Here is an 18,053-nt window from a genome sequence, read left to right as displayed (position 1 = left end):
CACGGAAGGTGACCGTCGTGCGGTGGATGTGCCGGGCGGTCGACCGACGCCACGGGGTAAACTGCAGTACATGGCCAGCGTCTTCCTGCTTCTTACCGGGCCGTGCTGATGCGCTGACGCGTGACAGCACGGCGGCCCCTCCTGTGCGGGGGGCTTTTTCGTGCCCGCGGCAGGGTCTCCCGGGCCCGATGCTTACCCGACCCGACATGACCGCGACGACCGCCAAGGAGAAGGCATGAGTGAGACAGCCGCACCGGCGGGCGACATCCCCCCGTACCGGTACACCGCGGCCATGGCCGACGAGATCGAGCGTCGGTGGCAGGACACCTGGGAGCGGGAGGGCACCTTCCACGCGCCGAACCCGACAGGTCCGCTGGCCGACCCGGGACACCCCCGGGCGGGCGCGGAGAAGCTGTACGTGCTGGACATGTTCCCGTACCCGTCCGGGGCGGGGCTGCACGTCGGGCACCCGCTGGGCTACATCGGCACCGACTGCTTCGCCCGCTACCAGCGGATGGCCGGGCGCAACGTGCTGCACGCGATGGGCTTCGACGCGTTCGGCCTGCCGGCCGAGCAGTACGCGGTGCAGACCGGCACCCACCCCCGCACGACCACGGTGGCCAACATCGAGCGGTACCGGGCGCAGCTGCGCCGGCTGGGGCTGGCCCACGACGACCGGCGCTCGGTGGCGACCATCGACACCGACTTCTACCGGTGGACGCAGTGGATCTTCCTGCAGGTCTACAACTCCTGGTACGACCCGCAGGCGCGGCGGGCCCGGCCGATCGCCGAGCTGACCGCCGCTTTCGCCGCCGGTGACCGGCCCACCCCCGACGGCCGGGCCTGGGCCGAGCTGAGCCCGGCCGAGCAGCGGCGGATCGTCGACGACCACCGGCTGGCGTACGTCTCGCAGGCGCCGGTGAACTGGTGCCCGGGGCTGGGCACGGTGCTGGCCAACGAGGAGGTCACCCCGGACGGCCGTTCCGACCGGGGCAACTTCCCGGTGTTCAAGCGCAACCTGAAGCAGTGGATGATGCGGATCACCGCGTACGGTGACCGGCTGCTGGACGACCTGGACACGCTGGACTGGCCCGAGTCGATCAAGCTCCAGCAGCGCAACTGGATCGGCCGCTCCACCGGCGCGCACATCGACTTCCCGACCGGGACCACTGATTCCGGTGTCGCGGGCGGAGCCCGCATCAGAGTCTTCACCACCCGGCCGGACACCATCTTCGGGGCCACCTACCTGGTGCTGGCCCCCGAACACGAGCTGGTCGACGCGCTGACCCCGGACGCCTGGCCGGACGGCACCCGGGACGCCTGGACCGGTGGCCACGCCGACCCCCGGGCGGCCGTCGAGGCGTACCGGAAGGCGGCGGCGGCCAAGACCGACGTGGAGCGGCAGGCCGACACCAAGGAGAAGACGGGCGTCTTCGTCGGCGCGTACGCCACCCACCCGGTCACCGGCGGGCAGATCCCGATCTTCATCGCCGACTACGTGCTGGCCGGCTACGGCACCGGCGCGATCATGGCGGTGCCCGCCCAGGACGAGCGGGACTGGGCCTTCGCCGAGGTGTTCGAGCTGCCGATCGTGCGGACCGTGCAGCCCGCCGACGGGTTCGACGGGCAGGCGTGGACCGGGGACGGGCCGGCGATCAACAGCGCCGCGCCCGAGCGCGGCCTGGACCTGAACGGGCTGGGGGTGGCCGACGCCAAGGCGGCGACCATCGCCTGGCTGGAGGCCAACGGCCACGGCGTCGGCGCGGTCACCTGGCGGCTGCGGGACTGGCTGTTCTCCCGGCAGCGCTACTGGGGCGAGCCGTTCCCGATCGTCTACGACGCCACCGGCACGGCCATCGCGCTGCCCGAGGAGATGCTGCCCGTCGAACTGCCCGAGGTGGACGACTTCTCGCCCAAGACGTTCGACCCGGACGACGCCGACAGCAACCCGGAGACCCCGCTGTCGCGGCGGCGCGACTGGGTCGAGGTGGAGCTGGACCTGGGCGACGGGCGGAAGCGGTACACCCGGGAGACCAACGTGATGCCGCAGTGGGCCGGCTCCTGCTGGTACGAGCTGCGCTACCTGGACCCGACCAACTCCGGGCGGTTCGTCGACCCGGAGAACGAGGCGTACTGGATGGGTCCGCGCGCCGAGGGTGACTGCGGCGGCACCGACCTGTACGTCGGCGGCGCCGAGCACGCCGTGCTGCACCTGTTGTACGCCCGGTTCTGGCACAAGGTGCTGTACGACCTGGGCCACGTGTCGTCGTTCGAGCCGTTCCGCAAGCTGTTCAACCAGGGCATGATCCAGGCGTACGCGTTCCGCGACTCCCGGGGCACGCCGGTGCCGGCCGAGGAGGTCGTCGAGGTCGACGGCCGCTGGTTCCACGGCGAGCACGAGGTGACCCGCGAGTACGGCAAGATGGGCAAGTCGCTGCGCAACGTGGTCACCCCCGACGACATGTGCGCGGCCTACGGCGCGGACACCTTCCGGGTGTACGAGATGTCGATGGGCCCGCTGGAGGTGTCCCGCCCCTGGGAGACCCGGGCGGTGGTCGGGTCGTACCGGTTCCTGCAACGGGTCTGGCGGGCCGTGGTCGACGAGCAGACCGGCACGCTGCGGGTCACCGACGCGCCGGCCGACGAGGCCACCCGACGGCTGCTGCACCGGGTGATCGACGGGGTCCGGACCGACATGGAGGGCATCCGGTTCAACACCGCGATCGCCAAGCTGATCGAGCTGACCAACGCGGTGACCCGGCTGGAGCAGACCCCGCGTGAGGTGGCCGAGCCGCTGGTGCTGATGCTGGCCCCGTTCGCCCCGCACGTGGCCGAGGAGCTGTGGCGGATGCTGGGCCACGACACCTCGCTGGCGTACGCCGACTTCCCGGCCGCCGACCCGGCGCTGCTGGTCGCCGACACGGTCACCTACCCGGTGCAGGTCAACGGCAAGGTCCGGGGCCGGATCGAGGTGCCGGCCGACGCGGCGCAGGAGGCCGTCCGGGCGGCGGCCCTGGAGGCGGTCGCGTCCGCGCTGGCCGGCAAGGAACCGCGCAAGGTCATCGTGGTGCCGGGCCGGCTGGTCTCGGTCGTCGCCTGACGGTGCCGTCCGCCCGTGGCGGGGCGGCTCACGCGGCCGGCGCGGCCGGTCGCGCGCCTGGCCGGTTTCCGGGCCCGGCCGGTTTGTGGGGCCGCGGTAGCGCGCGGTGACGGCGGGCCGGGACAACTGTCGACGTGAGCGGTATGCCTGAGAGTCATATTGATGACGCTCAGGCATACCGCTCACCCGGCCCGACCATTCCGGCGGGACCCGTCCCGGGTTGCCGCCCGTCGCCCGAGCCGCCACCCGTCGCGCGCGCCCCGGCGGGCCGGTTCCGTCCGGTCAGGGGCGGGGGTCGGCGACTGCGGACCGACGGGCGCGCTCCGCCCGCCACCACTGGTACGCCAGCACCGCGCTGGCGATCAGCCCGAGGCTGGCCGGGGCGGCGGCGTACCAGTTGATGCTGCCGGGGGAGCTGGCCGCCGCGCCGATCGCGGCGTAGCCGAAGGCGGTCGGGGCGGAGGCCAGCACGCTGCCGACCAGGAACGGCAGCAGCCGCGCGCCGGTGGTGCCGTAGCCGTAGCTGACCAGCCCGAACCCGGCGATCGGCAGCATCCGTACGGTGACCACACCGAGCACGCTCTGCCTGGCGAACCAGCCGTCGAGCCGGGCCAGTCGGCCGCGTACCCGCTCGGCGACGAACTCCCGGCCCAGCACCCGCCCGACGGCGAAGCCGAGCGCGGCGGCCAGCAGCGCCGCGCCGAGTGCGTACGCCGCCCCCTCCAGCGGGCCGAACACGGCCCCCGCCACGAGCGTGACGAACGTACGGGGAACCAGGGCCACCAGCAGCAACGCCCCGACGACGATCCCGGCGACCGGGGCGTACCCGCCGAGGGCGTCGGCCAGCCGGGGCAGCTCGGCGACGTCCGGGTGCGGCGTCACCAGCAGCAGCACCACGAACCCCGCCAGCATGACCAGCAGCAGGGCGAACCGACGTGCCGACGGCTGGCGCAGCAGCCGCCGGACGGCGGAGGTCACGGGCGGGCGGCGGACATCACGGGCGGGCGGCGGCGGCCACCGCGGCGCGGCGTTCGGTGCGCAGCCGCTCGGCCCAGGTGTCGTCCAGCGGCGGCAGTTGGTGCGCGCCGGTGGCCCAGCGCAGCAGCAGGTCGGCCAGGGCGGGGTTGCGGGCCAGCGCCGGCCCGTGCGAATACGTGCCCAGCAGCTTGCCCCGCCACGCGCCCTCGGTGACGCCGTCGTTGCCGACCCCGGCACTGACCCGGGCCAGCGGCGACACGCCGGGGCCGAGGTGGGTGCGACCGCCGTGGTTCTCGAACCCGGACAGCGCCGGTACGCCCAGCCGGGGGTCGATCTCGCCGGCCAGCTCGCCGACCGCCCGGGTGGGCCCCCGGTCGGAGGAGAGGTCGAGCAGTTCCAGCCCGGCGCACCGGGTGCCCTTGGCGAAGAAGGAGGTGCCGAGCAGTTGGTAGCCGGCGCAGACGCCGAAGACCACCGAACCCTGGGCGACCGCGCGGTGCAGGCCGCCGTCGGCGAGCAGCCGCTGCGCGCCGAGCGCCTGCGGGCCGTCCTCGCCGCCGCCGAGCAGGTAGATGTCGGCGGTGGCGGGCAGCCGCTGGTCGGAGCGGACCTCCATGACCTCGACCGGCATCCCGCGCTGCTGCGCCCGGCGGGCCAGGATCAGCAGGTTGCCCCGGTCGCCGTAGGTGGAGAGCAGGTCGGGGTAGATCCAGACGATACGCAGGCTCTCAGTTGACACGGTCCAACTCCGCTCGGATGTCCTGGAAGGCGGTGTAGTTCGCGATGACCTCCAGCCGGCCCGGGGGGACCGCCCGGACCGCCTCGCCGAACGCCCGGACGTGCTGGAACGGCACCCCGTTGACGTCGAGCCGGACCGCCAGGTCGTACGCGCGGTCGCCGGTGATCAGCACCTGCCGGCCGCGCAGCGGGGCGAAGTCGACGTCGAACAGCCAGGAGGTGTCCAGCCCGTCGGGGTCCCGGGCGTTGATGGACAGCAGGGTGGGCGCCTCGTCGGCCATGTCGAACGCCTCCAGCCAGCTGGCCGGGTTCTTGGCCAGCAGCAGCCGGATGTTGCGTCCGTCCCGGTCGACCTGGGCGTACCGGCCGGCGACCGAGGTGACCGTGTGCAGCCGGGAGACGGCGTCGACGGGGCGTACCCCGAACTCGGCGGCGACGGCCAGCGCGGTGGCCGCGTTGCCGAGGTTGACCTTGCCGGGGAGCTGGAGGGTCACCTTGTGCCAGGCCCCGGTGGGGTCGAGCACACCGTCGTCCTCCACCGTCCACTGGGCGTCCGGGCGGCGCAGCGGGCAGCCGGTGCACCACCACTGCTCGCCGGAGCGCTGGATGGTGGAGCCGCACTCGGGGCAGACCCAGGAGTCGTCGTGCCAGCGCTGGCCGGCGCTGAACCAGGTGACGTGCGGCGGGCGGACGCCCTGCACGGGGTCGGCCGGTGGGGTGGCCGCCCAGACCACCATCGGGTCGTCGGCGTTGGCCACCACCCGCACGTCGGTGTGCCGGACCAGCGCCGCGCGCCAGAGCTGCGCCATCATGGCGACCTCCTTGGCCCGGTCGAGCTGGTCGCGGGAGAGGTTGAGCAGGGCCACCACGTGCGGCTCGGTGGCCTCCAGCACCTGCGCGAGGTAGTGCTCGTCGACCTCCAGCACCGCGTACGGGGTGCTGCCGGCCTTGGCCAGCGCCGAGGTGTGCCCGGTGGGCATGTTGGCGCCGAACGAGTTGGTGGCGACCCGGCCGAGCACGCCGACGGCGGCGGCGCTGAGCCGGGTGGTGGTGGTCTTGCCGTTGGTGCCGGAGATCAGCGCGATGGCGCGTCCGGCCGAGAGGTGGGCCAGCAGGTCCGGGTCGATCTTCAGCCCGATCCAACCGCCGATCACCGAGCCGTCGCCCCGGCCGGCGGCGCGCGACAGCGCCGCGGCGGTCCTCGACACGGAGCTGGCCACCTTCGCCCGCAGGGGCATCTTCGCGTCCGTCACGCGAGCGAGGTTACCGGACCTCCGCGCCCGCCAGATCGCCGCCGACGGCGAACCGTTCGGTCGGGGCGGGCCGGGCATCCGGTCGGCGGGCGCTCCACCGGATGGAGTCGATCTATGTCGGGTAGCGGACGCGGTCCCGGCCCGGCGCGCCCCTCCACTCCGCTCCACCCGCTCTGACGTGCGGTTTTAGCCGGGACGGCGACGCGCCGGGGCGGCGATTCTGGTTGCAGGTGGAGGGAAGTGGAGTAGAGTGGGGCGCAGTGGTGAGGCCGGGAGGGCCCACCGGCCCAGGGGGTCAGCGGCGCCGCGAACGCCGCTCAGGGCAAGGGGGTTGGGCCGGTGTTTCTCGGCACCCACACTCCGCGCCTGGACGAAAAGGGCCGTTTGATCCTTCCGGCCAAGTTCCGGGACGAGCTTGCGGGGGGTGTAGTGGTCACCAAAGGGCAGGATCGCTGCCTCTACGTCTTCCCCACCCCCGAGTTCCAACGGATCGCCGACCAGTTGCGCGCGCAGCCGATGACGAACAAGGCGGCCCGGGCCTACAGCCGGGTCTTCTTCGCCAGCGCGCACGACGAGGTCCCCGACAAGCAGGGCCGGGTCACCATCCCGTCCCACCTGCGGTCCTATGCCGCGCTCGACCGGGACCTGGTGGTGATCGGGGCGTCCACCCGGGTGGAGATCTGGGACCGGACGGCCTGGGAGACCTACCTCGCCGACAGCGAAGACGACTTCGCCGACATCGAGGAGGGGGTGCTGCCCGGCGGTCTGTAGGGCGCGGCGACGCCCGACGTACTGCGAGATCTCCAGCCGCTTTCGAGTTCCTGGCGCCCCTTCCCCGGTGCCAGGGGCACGATCTCCACTCCGGGCGTCGGCCCGGGGGCCGGGGCGGGAGCGGATGGGGATCTGGCGGTACGACGGCACGGCGTCGTCCGACGAGCAGAGCGCGACACGACGAGACATATTCCACAGTGGGGGTCGACATGGGGGAGCTACGCGGCACGCACGTGCCGGTGCTGCTTGAGCGGTGTCTCGAGCTGCTGGCCCCCGCGCTGGACCGGGGCGGCCGTACGGTCCACGTCGACGCCACGCTGGGGTTGGCCGGCCACGCCGAGGCGGTGCTGCAACGGCATCCGCACACGGTGCTGATCGGCCTGGACCGGGACACCGAGGCCCTGGCGCACGCCCGGGTCCGGCTGGCCCGGTTCGCCGACCGGATCCACCTGGAGCACGCCGTCTATGACGAGCTGCCCGAGGTGGTGGACCGGCTGGGCTATCCGGGCGTCGACGCGGTGCTGTTCGACCTGGGGGTCTCGTCGTTGCAACTCGACGCGCCCGACCGCGGGTTCGCCTACGCCCAGGACGCGCCGCTGGACATGCGGATGGACCAGACCCGGGGGGTGACCGCCGAAGAGGTGGTCAACAGCTACTCCCACCCGGAGCTGGCCCGGGTGCTGCGGGTCTACGGCGAGGAGAAGTTCGCCGGCCGGATCGCCTCGGCGATCCTGCGGGAGCGGGAGCGGGGGCGGATCACCTCCTCGGCCCGGCTGGCGGAGCTGGTCAGGGAGAGCATTCCGGCACCAGCGCGACGAACCGGGGGACACCCGGCCAAGAGAACGTTTCAGGCTTTACGCATCGAGGTAAACAGGGAACTGGCGGTGCTGGAGACGGCGCTGCCGGCTGCCCTCGACAAGCTCCACGTGGGCGGTCGCCTGGTGGTCCTGTCCTACCACTCGCTGGAGGACCGGCTCACCAAGCAGGCGCTCGCCGACCGGGTCCGCAGTAAGGGCCCGGTCGACCTTCCGGTGGAACTCCCCGGGTCGGGTCCGACGTTCCGGCTGCTCAGCCGGGGTGCCGAACCGGCCGGGGAGGCCGAGGTCGCCGCGAACCCGCGGGCCGCGTCCGTGCGGCTGCGGGCGGCGGAGCGACTCGACCCGGCCACCGGGCAGCAGGGGCGGACCGACCGCGAACGGTCCGGCCGACGGGTCAGGGCGATGCACCAACCGGGCACGGGGTCGACGCGGGGTTCCACGGTGGACCTGGAGTCGACTCCGGGGGACGGCAGGACGGACGAACAGGGGGAGGGGACATGAACGTCAACAAGCGTGACGGCCGCGACGCGGTCGTCGGGCAGCGCGCACCGCGGTCGGGGGGCCGGACCACGGCGCAGCGCACGACCCGTACCACGACGCCGGCGGACCTCGCCGGTCGAGCGGGGGAGACGCGCCGGGGGGCGCGCGAGTTCCCCACCCAGGGCAGTGCCGCGTTGCGGCCGGCGGAGCAGCCGGCCACCCGTACCGCCACCGCCGCCGGGTCGCCCCGGCTGCGGGTGGCGCCGCCGCCGCCGGTCCGGGTGCCCCGGGCCCCGTTCGCGGCGCTGATCGTGGTGCTGGTCGTCGGCGGGGTGCTGGGCATCCTCGCGGTCAACACCAAGATCAACGAGAATGCGTTCAAGCTCCAGCAGCTCCAGCAGCAGCAGGCCCGCCTCGACGTCGACCAGCAGCAACTGGAGAAGGAGATCGAGGAGGCCAAGGAGCCGGGCAACCTGACCGCGGAGGCCCGCAAGCTGGGCCTGGTCGAGGCCGGCGAACCGGCGTACATCCGGCTGCCGGACGGTCGGCTGATCGGCGTCCCGCAGCCGGCCGACGGGCAGCCGGCGATCACCAGCCAGCAGGGCAACGGGGGGTAAGGCCCGTGCCACCGAGATCCGACGATCCGCGCCGGGACCCCACGGGCTCCCGGCGCGGATCGGTTCGTGGCGGCGCCGGCCGGGACGGCGGGCCCCGGACGCCGGAACCACGCACCCCGGAACCACGCACCCCCGAGCCGCGCGGCGGGGAACCCCCGGCCGCCGGACCCCGCGCCGGTGAGCCCCGGGGACAGGGCCGCGCCGGTGAGCCCCGCACCGGGCAGCCCCGGACCGGGGACGTCGGGGGGATCTCCGACGCACGGGCGTACACCCCCCGGGGCCGGACCATCCGGGAGAGCAGCGAGGACCGGGGCGGACAGCGGCGTACCCCCCGGGCCGGCCGCTCCGGCGACCCGTTCCGCCCCGCCCTGCAGGTGCTCGACGGTGGCCGGGCCGCCCCCGGTCGGGCCGCCGCCAACCGGGCCGGCCGGCGGGAGACCGCCCCGACCGGGCGCACCGCCGTCATCCGGACCGTGCCGCCGAGGGCCGCCCCCGACGACGACGAGTTCGCCGAGCCGCCCACGCCCCGCCGCCGCCCCGGCCGCCGTACCGACACCCCCGGCCGGGGCGCCCCGCGCCGGACCGAGGCGCCCCGGCGTACCGACCGGCCGGCCGGGCGACGGCCGGTGCGCAAGCCGCGCCGCCCGCCGAAGCTCGCCGAGCCGCGTCGCCGGCTGCGGCTGGGCACCGTGCTGGTGCTGGCGATGTTCGCGGTGATCGGCATCCGGCTGGTCGTCCTCCAGGCCGTGGACACCCCGGCGTATGCCGGCGGCGGCGTCAGCGGCCGGCTCACCCGGGTCGACCTGCTGGCCCCGCGCGGGTCGATCGAGGACCGCACCGGCGCACCGCTGGCCCGCAGCGTCGAGGCACGGTACGTCTTCGCCGACCCCACCATGGTCAAGGACCGCACGGAGACCGCGAAGCTGCTCTCCCCGCTGCTCGGCCTCCCGGTCTCCGAACTGGCCGAGAAGATGAAACGCCAGGGCGGCCTCCAGTTCCGCTACCTGGCCCGGGGCGTCGACGTCGCCCGGGCCAAGCAGATCGAGGCCCTCGACCTGGCCGGCATCGGCACCCACCGAGACGAACGCCGCGAGGTGCCCGGCGGTGACCTGGCCGCCAACCTGGTCGGCTTCACCAGCCAGGACATGGACGGCCTGGAGGGCCTGGAGGCCCGCTACGACGACGTGCTGCGTGGGCAGGACGGCCGCCGGGTGTACGAGGCCGGCCTCGGTGACCTCAACGCGCCCATCCCCGGCGGCTACAGCCAGACCACCGAACCCAAGCCGGGCAGCTCGCTGGTGCTCACCATCGACCGGGACCTCCAGTTCCAGGTGCAGCAGATCCTCAGCCGGCAGATGGCGCAGACCCGGGGCGCGATCGGCGCGGCGGTGGTGCTCGACGTCAGGACCGGCGAGGTGCTGGCCCAGGCGAGCAACCCGACCTACAACGCGGCGTCGCCGGAGCAGAGCCGACCCACCGACCGGGAGGACGCCGCGACCAGCTTCGTGGTCGACCCCGGGTCGGTGCACAAGGCGATCACCTACGGCGCGGCCCTGCAGGAGGGCGTCATCACCCCGGACAGCGCCTGGCCGGTCGCCAACACCATCACCCGGGGCGACGTCACCTTCCGCGACACCCACCCCGCCGACGGCAAGAAGCTGAGCGTGGCCGGGATGCTCGCCTACTCGTCGAACGTCGGCACCATCGAGATCGGCGACCGGCTCGGCCCCGACCGGCTGATCGACTACCAGAAGCGGTTCGGGCTGGGGCAGCCCACCGGCGAGGGAATGCCCGGCGAGGCGTCCGGGCGGCTGCTCCCGGCCGACCGGTGGAGCGGCTCGTCGTACGGCTCGGTGCCGATCGGGCACAGCGTCGACGCCACCCCGCTGCAGATGGCCGCCGCGTACGCCACCATCGCCAACGACGGCACCTACGTCCAGCCCCACCTGATCAAGGAGGTGGTCGGGGCGGACGGCAGGCGTACCCCGGCCGCCGCCCCGGTCACCCGTTCGGTGCTCAGCCCGGGCAACGCCGCCGCGCTGCGTACCCTGCTGGAGGCGGTGACCACGGTCGACGGCGCGACCGGCCTGGCCGCCGCCGTGCCCGGCTACCGGATCGCCGGCAAGACCGGCACCGGGCTGCGCTACCTCGACGGCAAGCAGCAACCCGGCGAGGTCGGCTCGTTCATCGGGATGGCCCCCGCCGAGGCCCCCCGGTACGTGGTGGCGGTCTTCGTGTGGAACCCCGAGGGCGGTGGCGGCGCGGTCGTCGCCCCGGCGTTCCGCGAGATGATGGGCTTCACGCTGCGTCACTACCGGGTCCCGCCGTCGCGCGGGAAATCCCCCAACTTCGAGGTCTTTCCGCGCTGACCGGGAACGGCGGGACATCATCGGTGAGTGCCGACGAACCACCGGGGCGGCTGTGCGGCCGGAACCGGACGACCGGGTAGGGTCTGACGCCGTGCCCGGCAATCCACGCCCCCGTACCGTGCCCGGAGTCCGGCTCGGCGACCTCGCCGACCGGCTCGCCGTGACGCCTGCGGCCGACGCCGCCGCGCTGGTCGTGACCGGGGTGACCCACGCCAGCCAGGAGGTCCGCCCCGGCGACCTGTACGCCGCGTTGCCCGGCGCCCACCGGCACGGCGCCCAGTTCGCCGCCGCCGCCGCCACGGCCGGCGCGGTGGCCGTGCTGACCGACCCGGCCGGCGCGGCGACGGCCGGCGCGACCGGGCTGCCCGTCCTGGTGACGCCCGACCCCCGGGCGGTGCTCGGCGAGCTGGCCGCCGCCGTCTACGGCGACCCCACCGACGGACTCACCGTGATCGGGGTGACCGGCACCGCCGGCAAGACCTCGACGGCCTACCTGATCGAGTCCGGGTTGCGCGCCGCCGGCCACGTCACCGGCCTGATCGGCACCGTGGAGACCCGGCTGGGCGACCTGGTGACCGACAGCGTCCGGACCACCCCGGAGGCCACCGACCTGCATGCCCTGCTGGCCGCCGCGCGCGAGCGCGGGGTGACCGCGGTGGTGATGGAGGTGTCCAGCCACGCCCTGGCGATGGGCCGGGTCGGCGGGGTCCGGTTCACCGTCGGCGGCTACACCAACTTCGGCTCCGACCACCTCGACTTCCACGCCGACTCGGCCGACTACTTCGCGGCGAAGGCGAAGCTGTTCGACGGGCGCTGCCGGGTCGAGGTGCTCAACCACGACGACCCGGCGCTGCGCCCGCTGTACCGGCCGGCCACGGTCAGCTACTCGGCGGCCGGCGACCCGACCGCCACCTGGTGGGCCGACCGGGTCGGCGGCGAGGGTTTTGCCCAGCGGTTCACCGCGCACGGCCCGGACGACCTGGTCCTGCCCGCCGGGGTGGCGCTGCCCGGCCGGCACAACGTGGCCAACGCGCTGCTCGCGATCGCCTGCCTGGTCGCCGCCGGGGTCGACCCGACCACCGCCGCCGCCGGGGTGACCGCCTGCGGCGGGGTGCCCGGCCGGCTGGAACTGGTCAGCGGGGACGCCCCGGTGCGCGGCGTGGTCGACTACGCGCACAAGACCGACGCCGTGGTGGCCGCCCTGGCCGCGCTGCGGGACTCGGGCACCGGCCGGCTGATCTGCGTCATCGGCGCCGGTGGCGACCGGGACCGGGGCAAGCGCCCGGCGATGGGTGCCGCCGCCGCCCGGGGCGCCGACGTTGTGCTGGTGACCGACGACAACCCGCGCACCGAGGACCCGGCGACGATCCGGGCCGAGGTGCTGGCCGGGGCGTACGGGGCCGACGCCGCCGCCCGGATCGTCGAGGTGCCGGGCCGGCGGGAGGCGATCGCCGAGGCGGTCCGGCTGGCCGGGCCGGGTGACGTGGTGGCGCTGCTCGGCAAGGGACACGAACGCGGTCAGGAGATCGCCGGCGAGGTGCACCCGTTCGACGACCGGACCGAGCTGGCGGAGGCGCTGCGCGTCCGCTTCGGCGACCTGGCGGGTCAGCGGTGATCCCGCTGAGCCTGGCCGAGGTGGCCGCGGCGGTCGGCGGCCGGCTGCACGCCGCCGATCCCGATACCAGGGTCACCGGCCCGGTCGAGTTCGACTCCCGCCGGGTCGCCGCCGGTGCGCTGTTCGTCGCGTTCCCCGGCGAGCGGGTCGACGGGCACGACTACGCCGCCGGTGCCGTCGCCGAGGGCGCGGTGGCGGTGCTCGGCACCCGGGAGCTGCCCGGGGTGCCGATGGTGCTGGTGGACGACGCGCTGGCCGCGCTGGGCCGGCTGGCCCGCGCCGTGGTGGACCGGCTGCCGGCGCTGACCGTGATCGGGCTGACCGGGTCGTCGGGCAAGACCACCACCAAGGACCTGATCGCGCAGCTCGCCGTCCGGCTCGGCCCGACGGTCGCCCCGCCCGGATCGTTCAACAACGAGCTGGGGCACCCGTACACGGCGTTGCAGGCCACCGGGCAGACCCGGTACCTGGTGATGGAGAAGGGCGCGCGGGGCGTCGGGCACGTCCGTTACCTCTGCGACGTGGTGCCGCCGCGGATCTCGGTGGTGCTCAACGTCGGGGTGGCGCACCTGGGCGAGTTCGGCTCGGTGGAGAACATCGCCCTGGCCAAGGGGGAGCTGGTGGAGGCGCTGCCGGCCGACGGGCTGGCGGTGCTCAACGCCGACGACCCGCTGGTCGCCGCGATGGCGTCACGCACCGCCGCCCGGGTGGTCCGCTACGGCGAGTCGGCCGACGCCGACGTCCGCGCCGTGGACGTCACCCTGGACGGGCAGGGCCGTCCGGCGTACACGCTGGTCACCCCGGAGGGGACCGCCCCGGTGCGGCTCGGCCTGACCGGCCGGCACCAGGTCTCCAACTCGCTCGCCGCGGCGGCGGTCGCCCGGGAGCTGGGCATGCCGCTGGCCGAGCTGGCGGCGGCCCTGGGCGACCTGGGGCTGGTCTCCACCCGCCGGATGGACGTCTTCACCCGTCCCGACGGGGTGACCGTGATCGACGACTCGTACAACGCCAACCCGGCCTCGACGGCGGTGGCGCTGCGCGCGCTGGCCGGGATGCACCGGGGTGGGCGGACGTTCGCCGCGCTGGGCTACATGGCCGAGCTGGGCGCGTACGAGGACGAGGGGCACCGGGAGGTCGGCCGGCTCGCGGCCGAACTCGGTGTCGACCGGCTGCTCGTGGTGGGTGAGCCGGCCGCGCCGATCCACGAGGGCGCGACAGCGGTAAGTGACTGGGGAGGAGAGTCGGTGCTGCTCACCGATCAGGCGGCGGCAGTCGAGGTGCTGCGCAGCGAGCTACGACCGGGCGACGTCGTCCTGGTGAAGGGCTCCCGGTACCGGACCTGGGAGGTCGCCGACGCGTTGCGGGCCGACGTCCCGGGTGACGGGGCCGGCGCGGGGGGTGCCGCGTGAGGGCGGTCATCGTCGCCATCGGCGTGGCGTTCCTGGTGTCGTTGCTGGCGACCCCGCTGGCGATCAAGGTGTTCGCCCGGCTCAAGGCCGGTCAGCCGATCCGGTCGAACCTGGGGCTGGCCAGCAACGAGGGCAAGAAGGGCACGCCGACGATGGGCGGCGTGGTGTTCATCCTGGCCACGGTGATCGCGTACGTCGCCGGCCACCTCGCCCTGACCACCCTGCCGGACGCCCAGATCGCCCAGGTCGAGCCGACCATCACCGCCCTGGTGCTGCTGGGGCTGATGGTCTTCTCCGGCGCGGTCGGCTTCATCGACGACTTCCTCAAGGTGCGCAAGCGGCACAGCGGCGGGCTCAACAAGCGCGGCAAGCTGTTCGGGCAGATCCTGGTCGGCGCGGTCTTCGGGGTGGTCGCGCTGTACTTCCCGAGCAGCATGACCGACGCCAGCGGCGCGACGACCAACACCGAGACGGTGGGCAGCACCACGCTGAGCTTCATCCGGGACATCCCGGCGTTGGAGATCGGCAAGATCGCCTCGGTGGTCGTGATCATCATGGTGGTGATGGCGGCGACCAATGGGGTCAACCTCACCGACGGGCTGGACGGGCTGGCCACCGGTGCCTCGGTGATGGTGCTGGCCGCGTACGCGCTGATCGCTTTCTGGCAGTACCGGCACTGGTGCGCCGACCCGACGTACACCGCCAACCCGAACAACTACTGCTACGCCGTCCGGGACCCGCTGGAGATCGCGCTGATCGCCGGGGCGGCGGCCGGGGCCTGCGTGGGCTTCCTGTGGTGGAACACCTCGCCGGCCCGGATCTTCATGGGTGACACCGGCGCGCTGGGTCTCGGCGGGCTGATCGCCGGGATGGCGATGTCCACCCGTACGGTGCTGCTGCTGCCGATCCTCGGTGGGCTCTTCGTGATCATCACGATGTCCGTGGTGATCCAGATCATCTCGTTCCGGACCACCGGCAAGCGGGTGTTCCGGATGTCCCCGCTCCAGCACCACTTCGAGTTGGCCGGCTGGAGCGAGGTCAACATCGTGGTCAGGTTCTGGATCATCGCGGGGATCGGGGTGGCCATCGCGCTGGGCCTGTTCTACAGCGACTTCCTGGCCAGCATGGGCTGACCGGCCGGGCGTGCCGGACGGGGGTCCCTCCCACCGGAGGGGCCCCCGTTTCGTATTTCGACACGCCGACCGGGGGGAACGGCCGGAACGGGCCGCCCACAGCGGCGATGATGGGCGGGTGGGGGAGGACCTAGGCACGAGCACCGGGACGACGACGCAGACCCAGCCGCGGCGGGCCGCGGGCACGGGGCGTACCGCCGACCCGCCCGGCGGGCTGTCCGGGCTGGGCCCGGCCGGCGGCCTGGCGGCGCTGCGCGGCCTGCTGGCCCGCCCGTTGACCTCCTACTACCTGCTGCTGTCCAGCGCCGGCCTGCTGCTGCTGATCGGCCTGACCATGGTCTTCTCGGCCACCAGCGTGCGCGACTACGCCGAGGCCGGCGACGCCGCCGCCTCGGTGACCAAGCAGGCCATCTTCGCGGTGATCGGCATCGTCGCGTTCTGGGCCTGCCAACGGCTGCCGGCCACCACCTTCCGCTCGCTGGGCCGGCCGCTGCTCGGCGGGGCCGTGGTGCTGCTGCTGGTGCTCAACCTGCTGGTGGCCCTGAACGCCCTGTTCGGCCTGGCGTCGCTCGGCCCGCTGCGGGCCAACCTGCTCTGGCTCTACCTCGGGCCGATCCAGGTGCAGCCCGCCGAGCTGGCCAAGCTGGCGCTGGTGCTGTGGGGCGCGCACGTGGTGGCCCGCAAGGGCGCCGCGCTCGGCTGGTGGAAGGAGTTGGCCACCCCGCTGTTCCCCGTCGTCGGCCTGCTCTTCGTGCTGGTCGGCTACAACGACCTGGGTAGCATGCTCTGCCTGCTGGCGATCGTGGTCGGGCTGCTCTGGGCGGCCGGGGTGCGGCTGCGGGTCTTCGCCGCGCTCTCCGCCGTCGGCCTGGTCGGCGTCGGCCTGCTCGTCGCGGTGGCCTCCCTCGGGGCCGGCTCCGGGGCACGCGGGCAGGAGAACTACCGGCTGGCCCGGCTCACCTCGTTCCTCGACACACCCGACCCGGCCAAGTGTGTCGAGGACGCCTGCTGGCAGATGGTCCAGGCCCGCAACGCCATCGAGCACGGCGGCTGGTTCGGCGTCGGGCTGGGCAAGGGCAGCCTCAAGTTCGGTTGGCTGCCGGCCGCCCACAACGACTTCATCTTCGCCGTCATCGCCGAGGAACTGGGCGTGGTCGGCTGCACCGTCATCCTGGTGCTCTTCGCCGTGCTGGCCTACACCGGGCTGCGGATCGCCCGCCGGGTCGCCGACCCGTTCCGCCGGCTCGCCGCCACCGCCGTCACCGCCTGGCTGGTCGGCCAGGCGGTGATCAACGTCGGTGGGGTGACCAAGCTGCTGCCGCTGACCGGGGTGCCGCTGCCGTTCATCTCCGACGGCGGCAGCGCCCTGGTCGTCACCCTGGCCGCGGTGGGCATGCTCGCCTCCTTCGCCCGCGCCGAACCCGACGCGGCCCGAGCCCTGCACGCCCGTCCGCCCGCCCGATGGGTCCGACTAGTCTGGGCCCCGTTGCCGCCGCTTCCCGGTGCGCGGAGCCGACCGGCGTCGCCACCGGCTGCCCCGGGGTCCGTACCCCGGGCGCGCGGGCGGCGACCCGACGATCAGGCCGTACCGCGCGGCGTCCGGCAGGACCGGACCCGGGGCGGGCCGGCGAGCGAGAGGAGACGCTGATGGGTCCGCTGCGTTCGGTGGTGCTCTGTGGAGGGGGCACCGGTGGGCACATCTACCCGCTGCTCGCCTTCGCCGACTGCCTGCGCCGACACGACCCGGGCGTCCGGATCACCTGCCTCGGCACCCCCAAGGGCCTGGAGAACGAGCTGATCCCGCCGGCCGGCTACGACCTGCGGCAGATCCCCGCCTACCAGCTGCCCCGCTCGGTCAACATGGGGCTGGTCCGCACCCCGGACCGGATGTGGAAGGCGGCCCGCGCCGCCGGCAAGGTGATCGACGAGGTCGCCGCCGACGTGGTCGTCGGCTTCGGCGGGTACGTCTCCGTCCCCGGCTACCTGGCCGCGTGGCGGCGGGAGATGCCGATCGTCATCCACGAGGTGAACGTCCCCCCGGGGGTGGCCAACCGGCTCGGCATGAAGTTCACCAAGAACATCGCCGTCGGTTTCCCGCACCAGCCGGCCCAGGCCGAGGCGCTGCGCGACGCCCGGGTGGTCGGGGTGCCGCTGCGTCGGGGCATCGCCGGGCTGGACCGCAACGCGATGCGGGCCGCCGCCCGCGCCCACTTCGGACTCCGTCCCGACCTGCCGGTGCTCTTCGTCGCCGGTGGCTCGCAGGGCGCCCGGTCGATCAACCTGGCGGTCTCCGGCGCGGCCAAGGAACTGGCCCGCAACGGCGTGCAGGTGCTGCACGTGATGGGTGCCCGCAACGAGCCGGTGCCGGTCCCCACCGACCTGCCGGTGCCGTACGTGGCGCTGCCCTACCTGTCCGAGATGGAGCTGGGCTACGCCGCCGCCGACCTGATGCTGGCCCGGGGCGGGGCGATGACCTGCGCCGAGGTGGCCGCCATCGGGCTGCCCACCATCTACGTGCCGTACCCGCACTCCAACCAGGAGCAGAAGCGCAACGCGCTGCCCGTGGTGGAGGCCGGCGGCGGGCTGCTCGTCGACGACGCCGAGCTGACCCCGGCCTGGCTGGAGCGCACCGTGCTGCCCCTGCTGCGCGACCCGCAGCGGCTGTACGCGATGGGTGCCGCCGCCGCCGCGTACGGGCGACGCGACGGCGACGTGGCCCTGCTCAACTTCGTCTACGAGGCGGTGGCCCGGTGAGCCGGTCCAGCGCGACGG

13 protein-coding genes are annotated in these 18,053 nt (G+C 74.0%); 10 read left to right on the top strand and 3 right to left on the bottom strand.

Going from position 1 to position 18,053, the window contains the following annotated elements:
- Nucleotides 1-235: 235 nt before the first annotated feature.
- Nucleotides 236-3,100: a leucine--tRNA ligase gene (gene leuS, locus JQN84_RS16665; protein WP_204959282.1), complete on the top strand. Its 2,865-nt coding sequence runs from the start codon at nucleotides 236-238 to the stop codon at nucleotides 3,098-3,100.
- Between the two features lie 282 nt (nucleotides 3,101-3,382).
- Here the strand turns inward: leuS and JQN84_RS16660 are convergent, their stop codons facing one another.
- The 3 genes from JQN84_RS16660 to JQN84_RS16650 are packed head-to-tail and all read right to left on the bottom strand — an operon-like array spanning nucleotide 3,383 to nucleotide 6,054.
- Nucleotides 3,383-4,078, bottom strand: a complete 696-nt coding sequence (locus tag JQN84_RS16660; protein WP_281895580.1) for a TVP38/TMEM64 family protein — start codon at nucleotides 4,076-4,078, stop codon at nucleotides 3,383-3,385.
- Between the two features lie 16 nt (nucleotides 4,079-4,094).
- Nucleotides 4,095-4,817, bottom strand: a complete 723-nt coding sequence (locus tag JQN84_RS16655; protein WP_204959281.1) for a type 1 glutamine amidotransferase — start codon at nucleotides 4,815-4,817, stop codon at nucleotides 4,095-4,097.
- Nucleotides 4,807-6,054 (bottom strand): MurT ligase domain-containing protein, encoded by a 1,248-nt coding sequence (locus JQN84_RS16650; protein ID WP_204959633.1) that lies wholly within the window; start codon nucleotides 6,052-6,054, stop codon nucleotides 4,807-4,809. The genes JQN84_RS16655 and JQN84_RS16650 overlap by 11 nt, the downstream gene beginning before the upstream one ends.
- Nucleotides 6,055-6,408: 354 nt before the next feature.
- On the opposite strand from JQN84_RS16650, the gene mraZ reads away from it, so the two are divergent.
- The 9 genes from mraZ (at nucleotide 6,409) to murG (ending at nucleotide 18,035) form a co-directional block, all read left to right on the top strand.
- Nucleotides 6,409-6,840 carry a division/cell wall cluster transcriptional repressor MraZ gene (gene mraZ, locus JQN84_RS16645; RefSeq protein ID WP_204959280.1) on the top strand — a complete coding sequence of 144 codons (432 nt, stop codon included), beginning with the start codon at nucleotides 6,409-6,411 and terminating at the stop codon, nucleotides 6,838-6,840.
- A gap of 209 nt (nucleotides 6,841-7,049) precedes the next feature.
- A complete protein-coding gene (rsmH, locus tag JQN84_RS16640; protein WP_204959279.1) occupies nucleotides 7,050-8,159 on the top strand; it encodes a 16S rRNA (cytosine(1402)-N(4))-methyltransferase RsmH in 1,110 nt (369 codons plus the stop codon).
- Nucleotides 8,156-8,755 (top strand): cell division protein FtsL, encoded by a 600-nt coding sequence (gene ftsL / locus JQN84_RS16635; RefSeq protein WP_204959278.1) that lies wholly within the window; start codon nucleotides 8,156-8,158, stop codon nucleotides 8,753-8,755. The genes rsmH and ftsL overlap by 4 nt, the downstream gene beginning before the upstream one ends.
- Nucleotides 8,756-9,129: 374 nt before the next feature.
- Complete coding sequence (locus JQN84_RS16630) at nucleotides 9,130-11,124, top strand: peptidoglycan D,D-transpeptidase FtsI family protein (protein WP_372445995.1); 1,995 nt, start codon at nucleotides 9,130-9,132, stop codon at nucleotides 11,122-11,124.
- A gap of 52 nt (nucleotides 11,125-11,176) precedes the next feature.
- A complete protein-coding gene (locus tag JQN84_RS16625) occupies nucleotides 11,177-12,739 on the top strand; it encodes a UDP-N-acetylmuramoyl-L-alanyl-D-glutamate--2,6-diaminopimelate ligase (RefSeq protein ID WP_204959276.1) in 1,563 nt (520 codons plus the stop codon).
- Complete coding sequence (locus JQN84_RS16620) at nucleotides 12,736-14,148, top strand: UDP-N-acetylmuramoyl-tripeptide--D-alanyl-D-alanine ligase (protein WP_204959275.1); 1,413 nt, start codon at nucleotides 12,736-12,738, stop codon at nucleotides 14,146-14,148. The genes JQN84_RS16625 and JQN84_RS16620 overlap by 4 nt, the downstream gene beginning before the upstream one ends.
- On the top strand, nucleotides 14,145-15,281 hold the full coding sequence (gene mraY, locus JQN84_RS16615) for a phospho-N-acetylmuramoyl-pentapeptide-transferase (protein WP_204959274.1): 1,137 nt from the start codon (nucleotides 14,145-14,147) through the stop codon (nucleotides 15,279-15,281). The genes JQN84_RS16620 and mraY overlap by 4 nt, the downstream gene beginning before the upstream one ends.
- 241 nt (nucleotides 15,282-15,522) lie before the next feature.
- Nucleotides 15,523-16,929 (top strand): FtsW/RodA/SpoVE family cell cycle protein, encoded by a 1,407-nt coding sequence (locus tag JQN84_RS16610; protein WP_204959632.1) that lies wholly within the window; start codon nucleotides 15,523-15,525, stop codon nucleotides 16,927-16,929.
- The gene (murG, locus tag JQN84_RS16605; RefSeq protein ID WP_204959273.1) at nucleotides 16,929-18,035 is read left to right on the top strand and encodes an undecaprenyldiphospho-muramoylpentapeptide beta-N-acetylglucosaminyltransferase; all 1,107 of its coding nucleotides are present in this window, start codon (nucleotides 16,929-16,931) and stop codon (nucleotides 18,033-18,035) included. The genes JQN84_RS16610 and murG overlap by 1 nt, the downstream gene beginning before the upstream one ends.
- Nucleotides 18,036-18,053 lie beyond the last annotated feature (18 nt).

Origin of the sequence: Micromonospora humidisoli, from assembly GCF_016900955.1 — a bacterium.
Classification (GTDB): domain Bacteria; phylum Actinomycetota; class Actinomycetes; order Mycobacteriales; family Micromonosporaceae; genus Micromonospora; species Micromonospora wenchangensis.
This window is presented reverse-complemented; position numbering and strand designations above follow the sequence as displayed.

Coding starts and splice junctions, on each gene's coding strand:
- leuS (WP_204959282.1), top strand. CDS start 236: ATGAGTGAGACAGCCGCACCGGCGGGCGACATCCCCCCGTACCGGTAC.
- JQN84_RS16650 (WP_204959633.1), bottom strand. CDS start 6,054: ATGCCCCTGCGGGCGAAGGTGGCCAGCTCCGTGTCGAGGACCGCCGCG.
- rsmH (WP_204959279.1), top strand. CDS start 7,050: ATGGGGGAGCTACGCGGCACGCACGTGCCGGTGCTGCTTGAGCGGTGT.
- ftsL (WP_204959278.1), top strand. CDS start 8,156: ATGAACGTCAACAAGCGTGACGGCCGCGACGCGGTCGTCGGGCAGCGC.
- murG (WP_204959273.1), top strand. CDS start 16,929: ATGGGTCCGCTGCGTTCGGTGGTGCTCTGTGGAGGGGGCACCGGTGGG.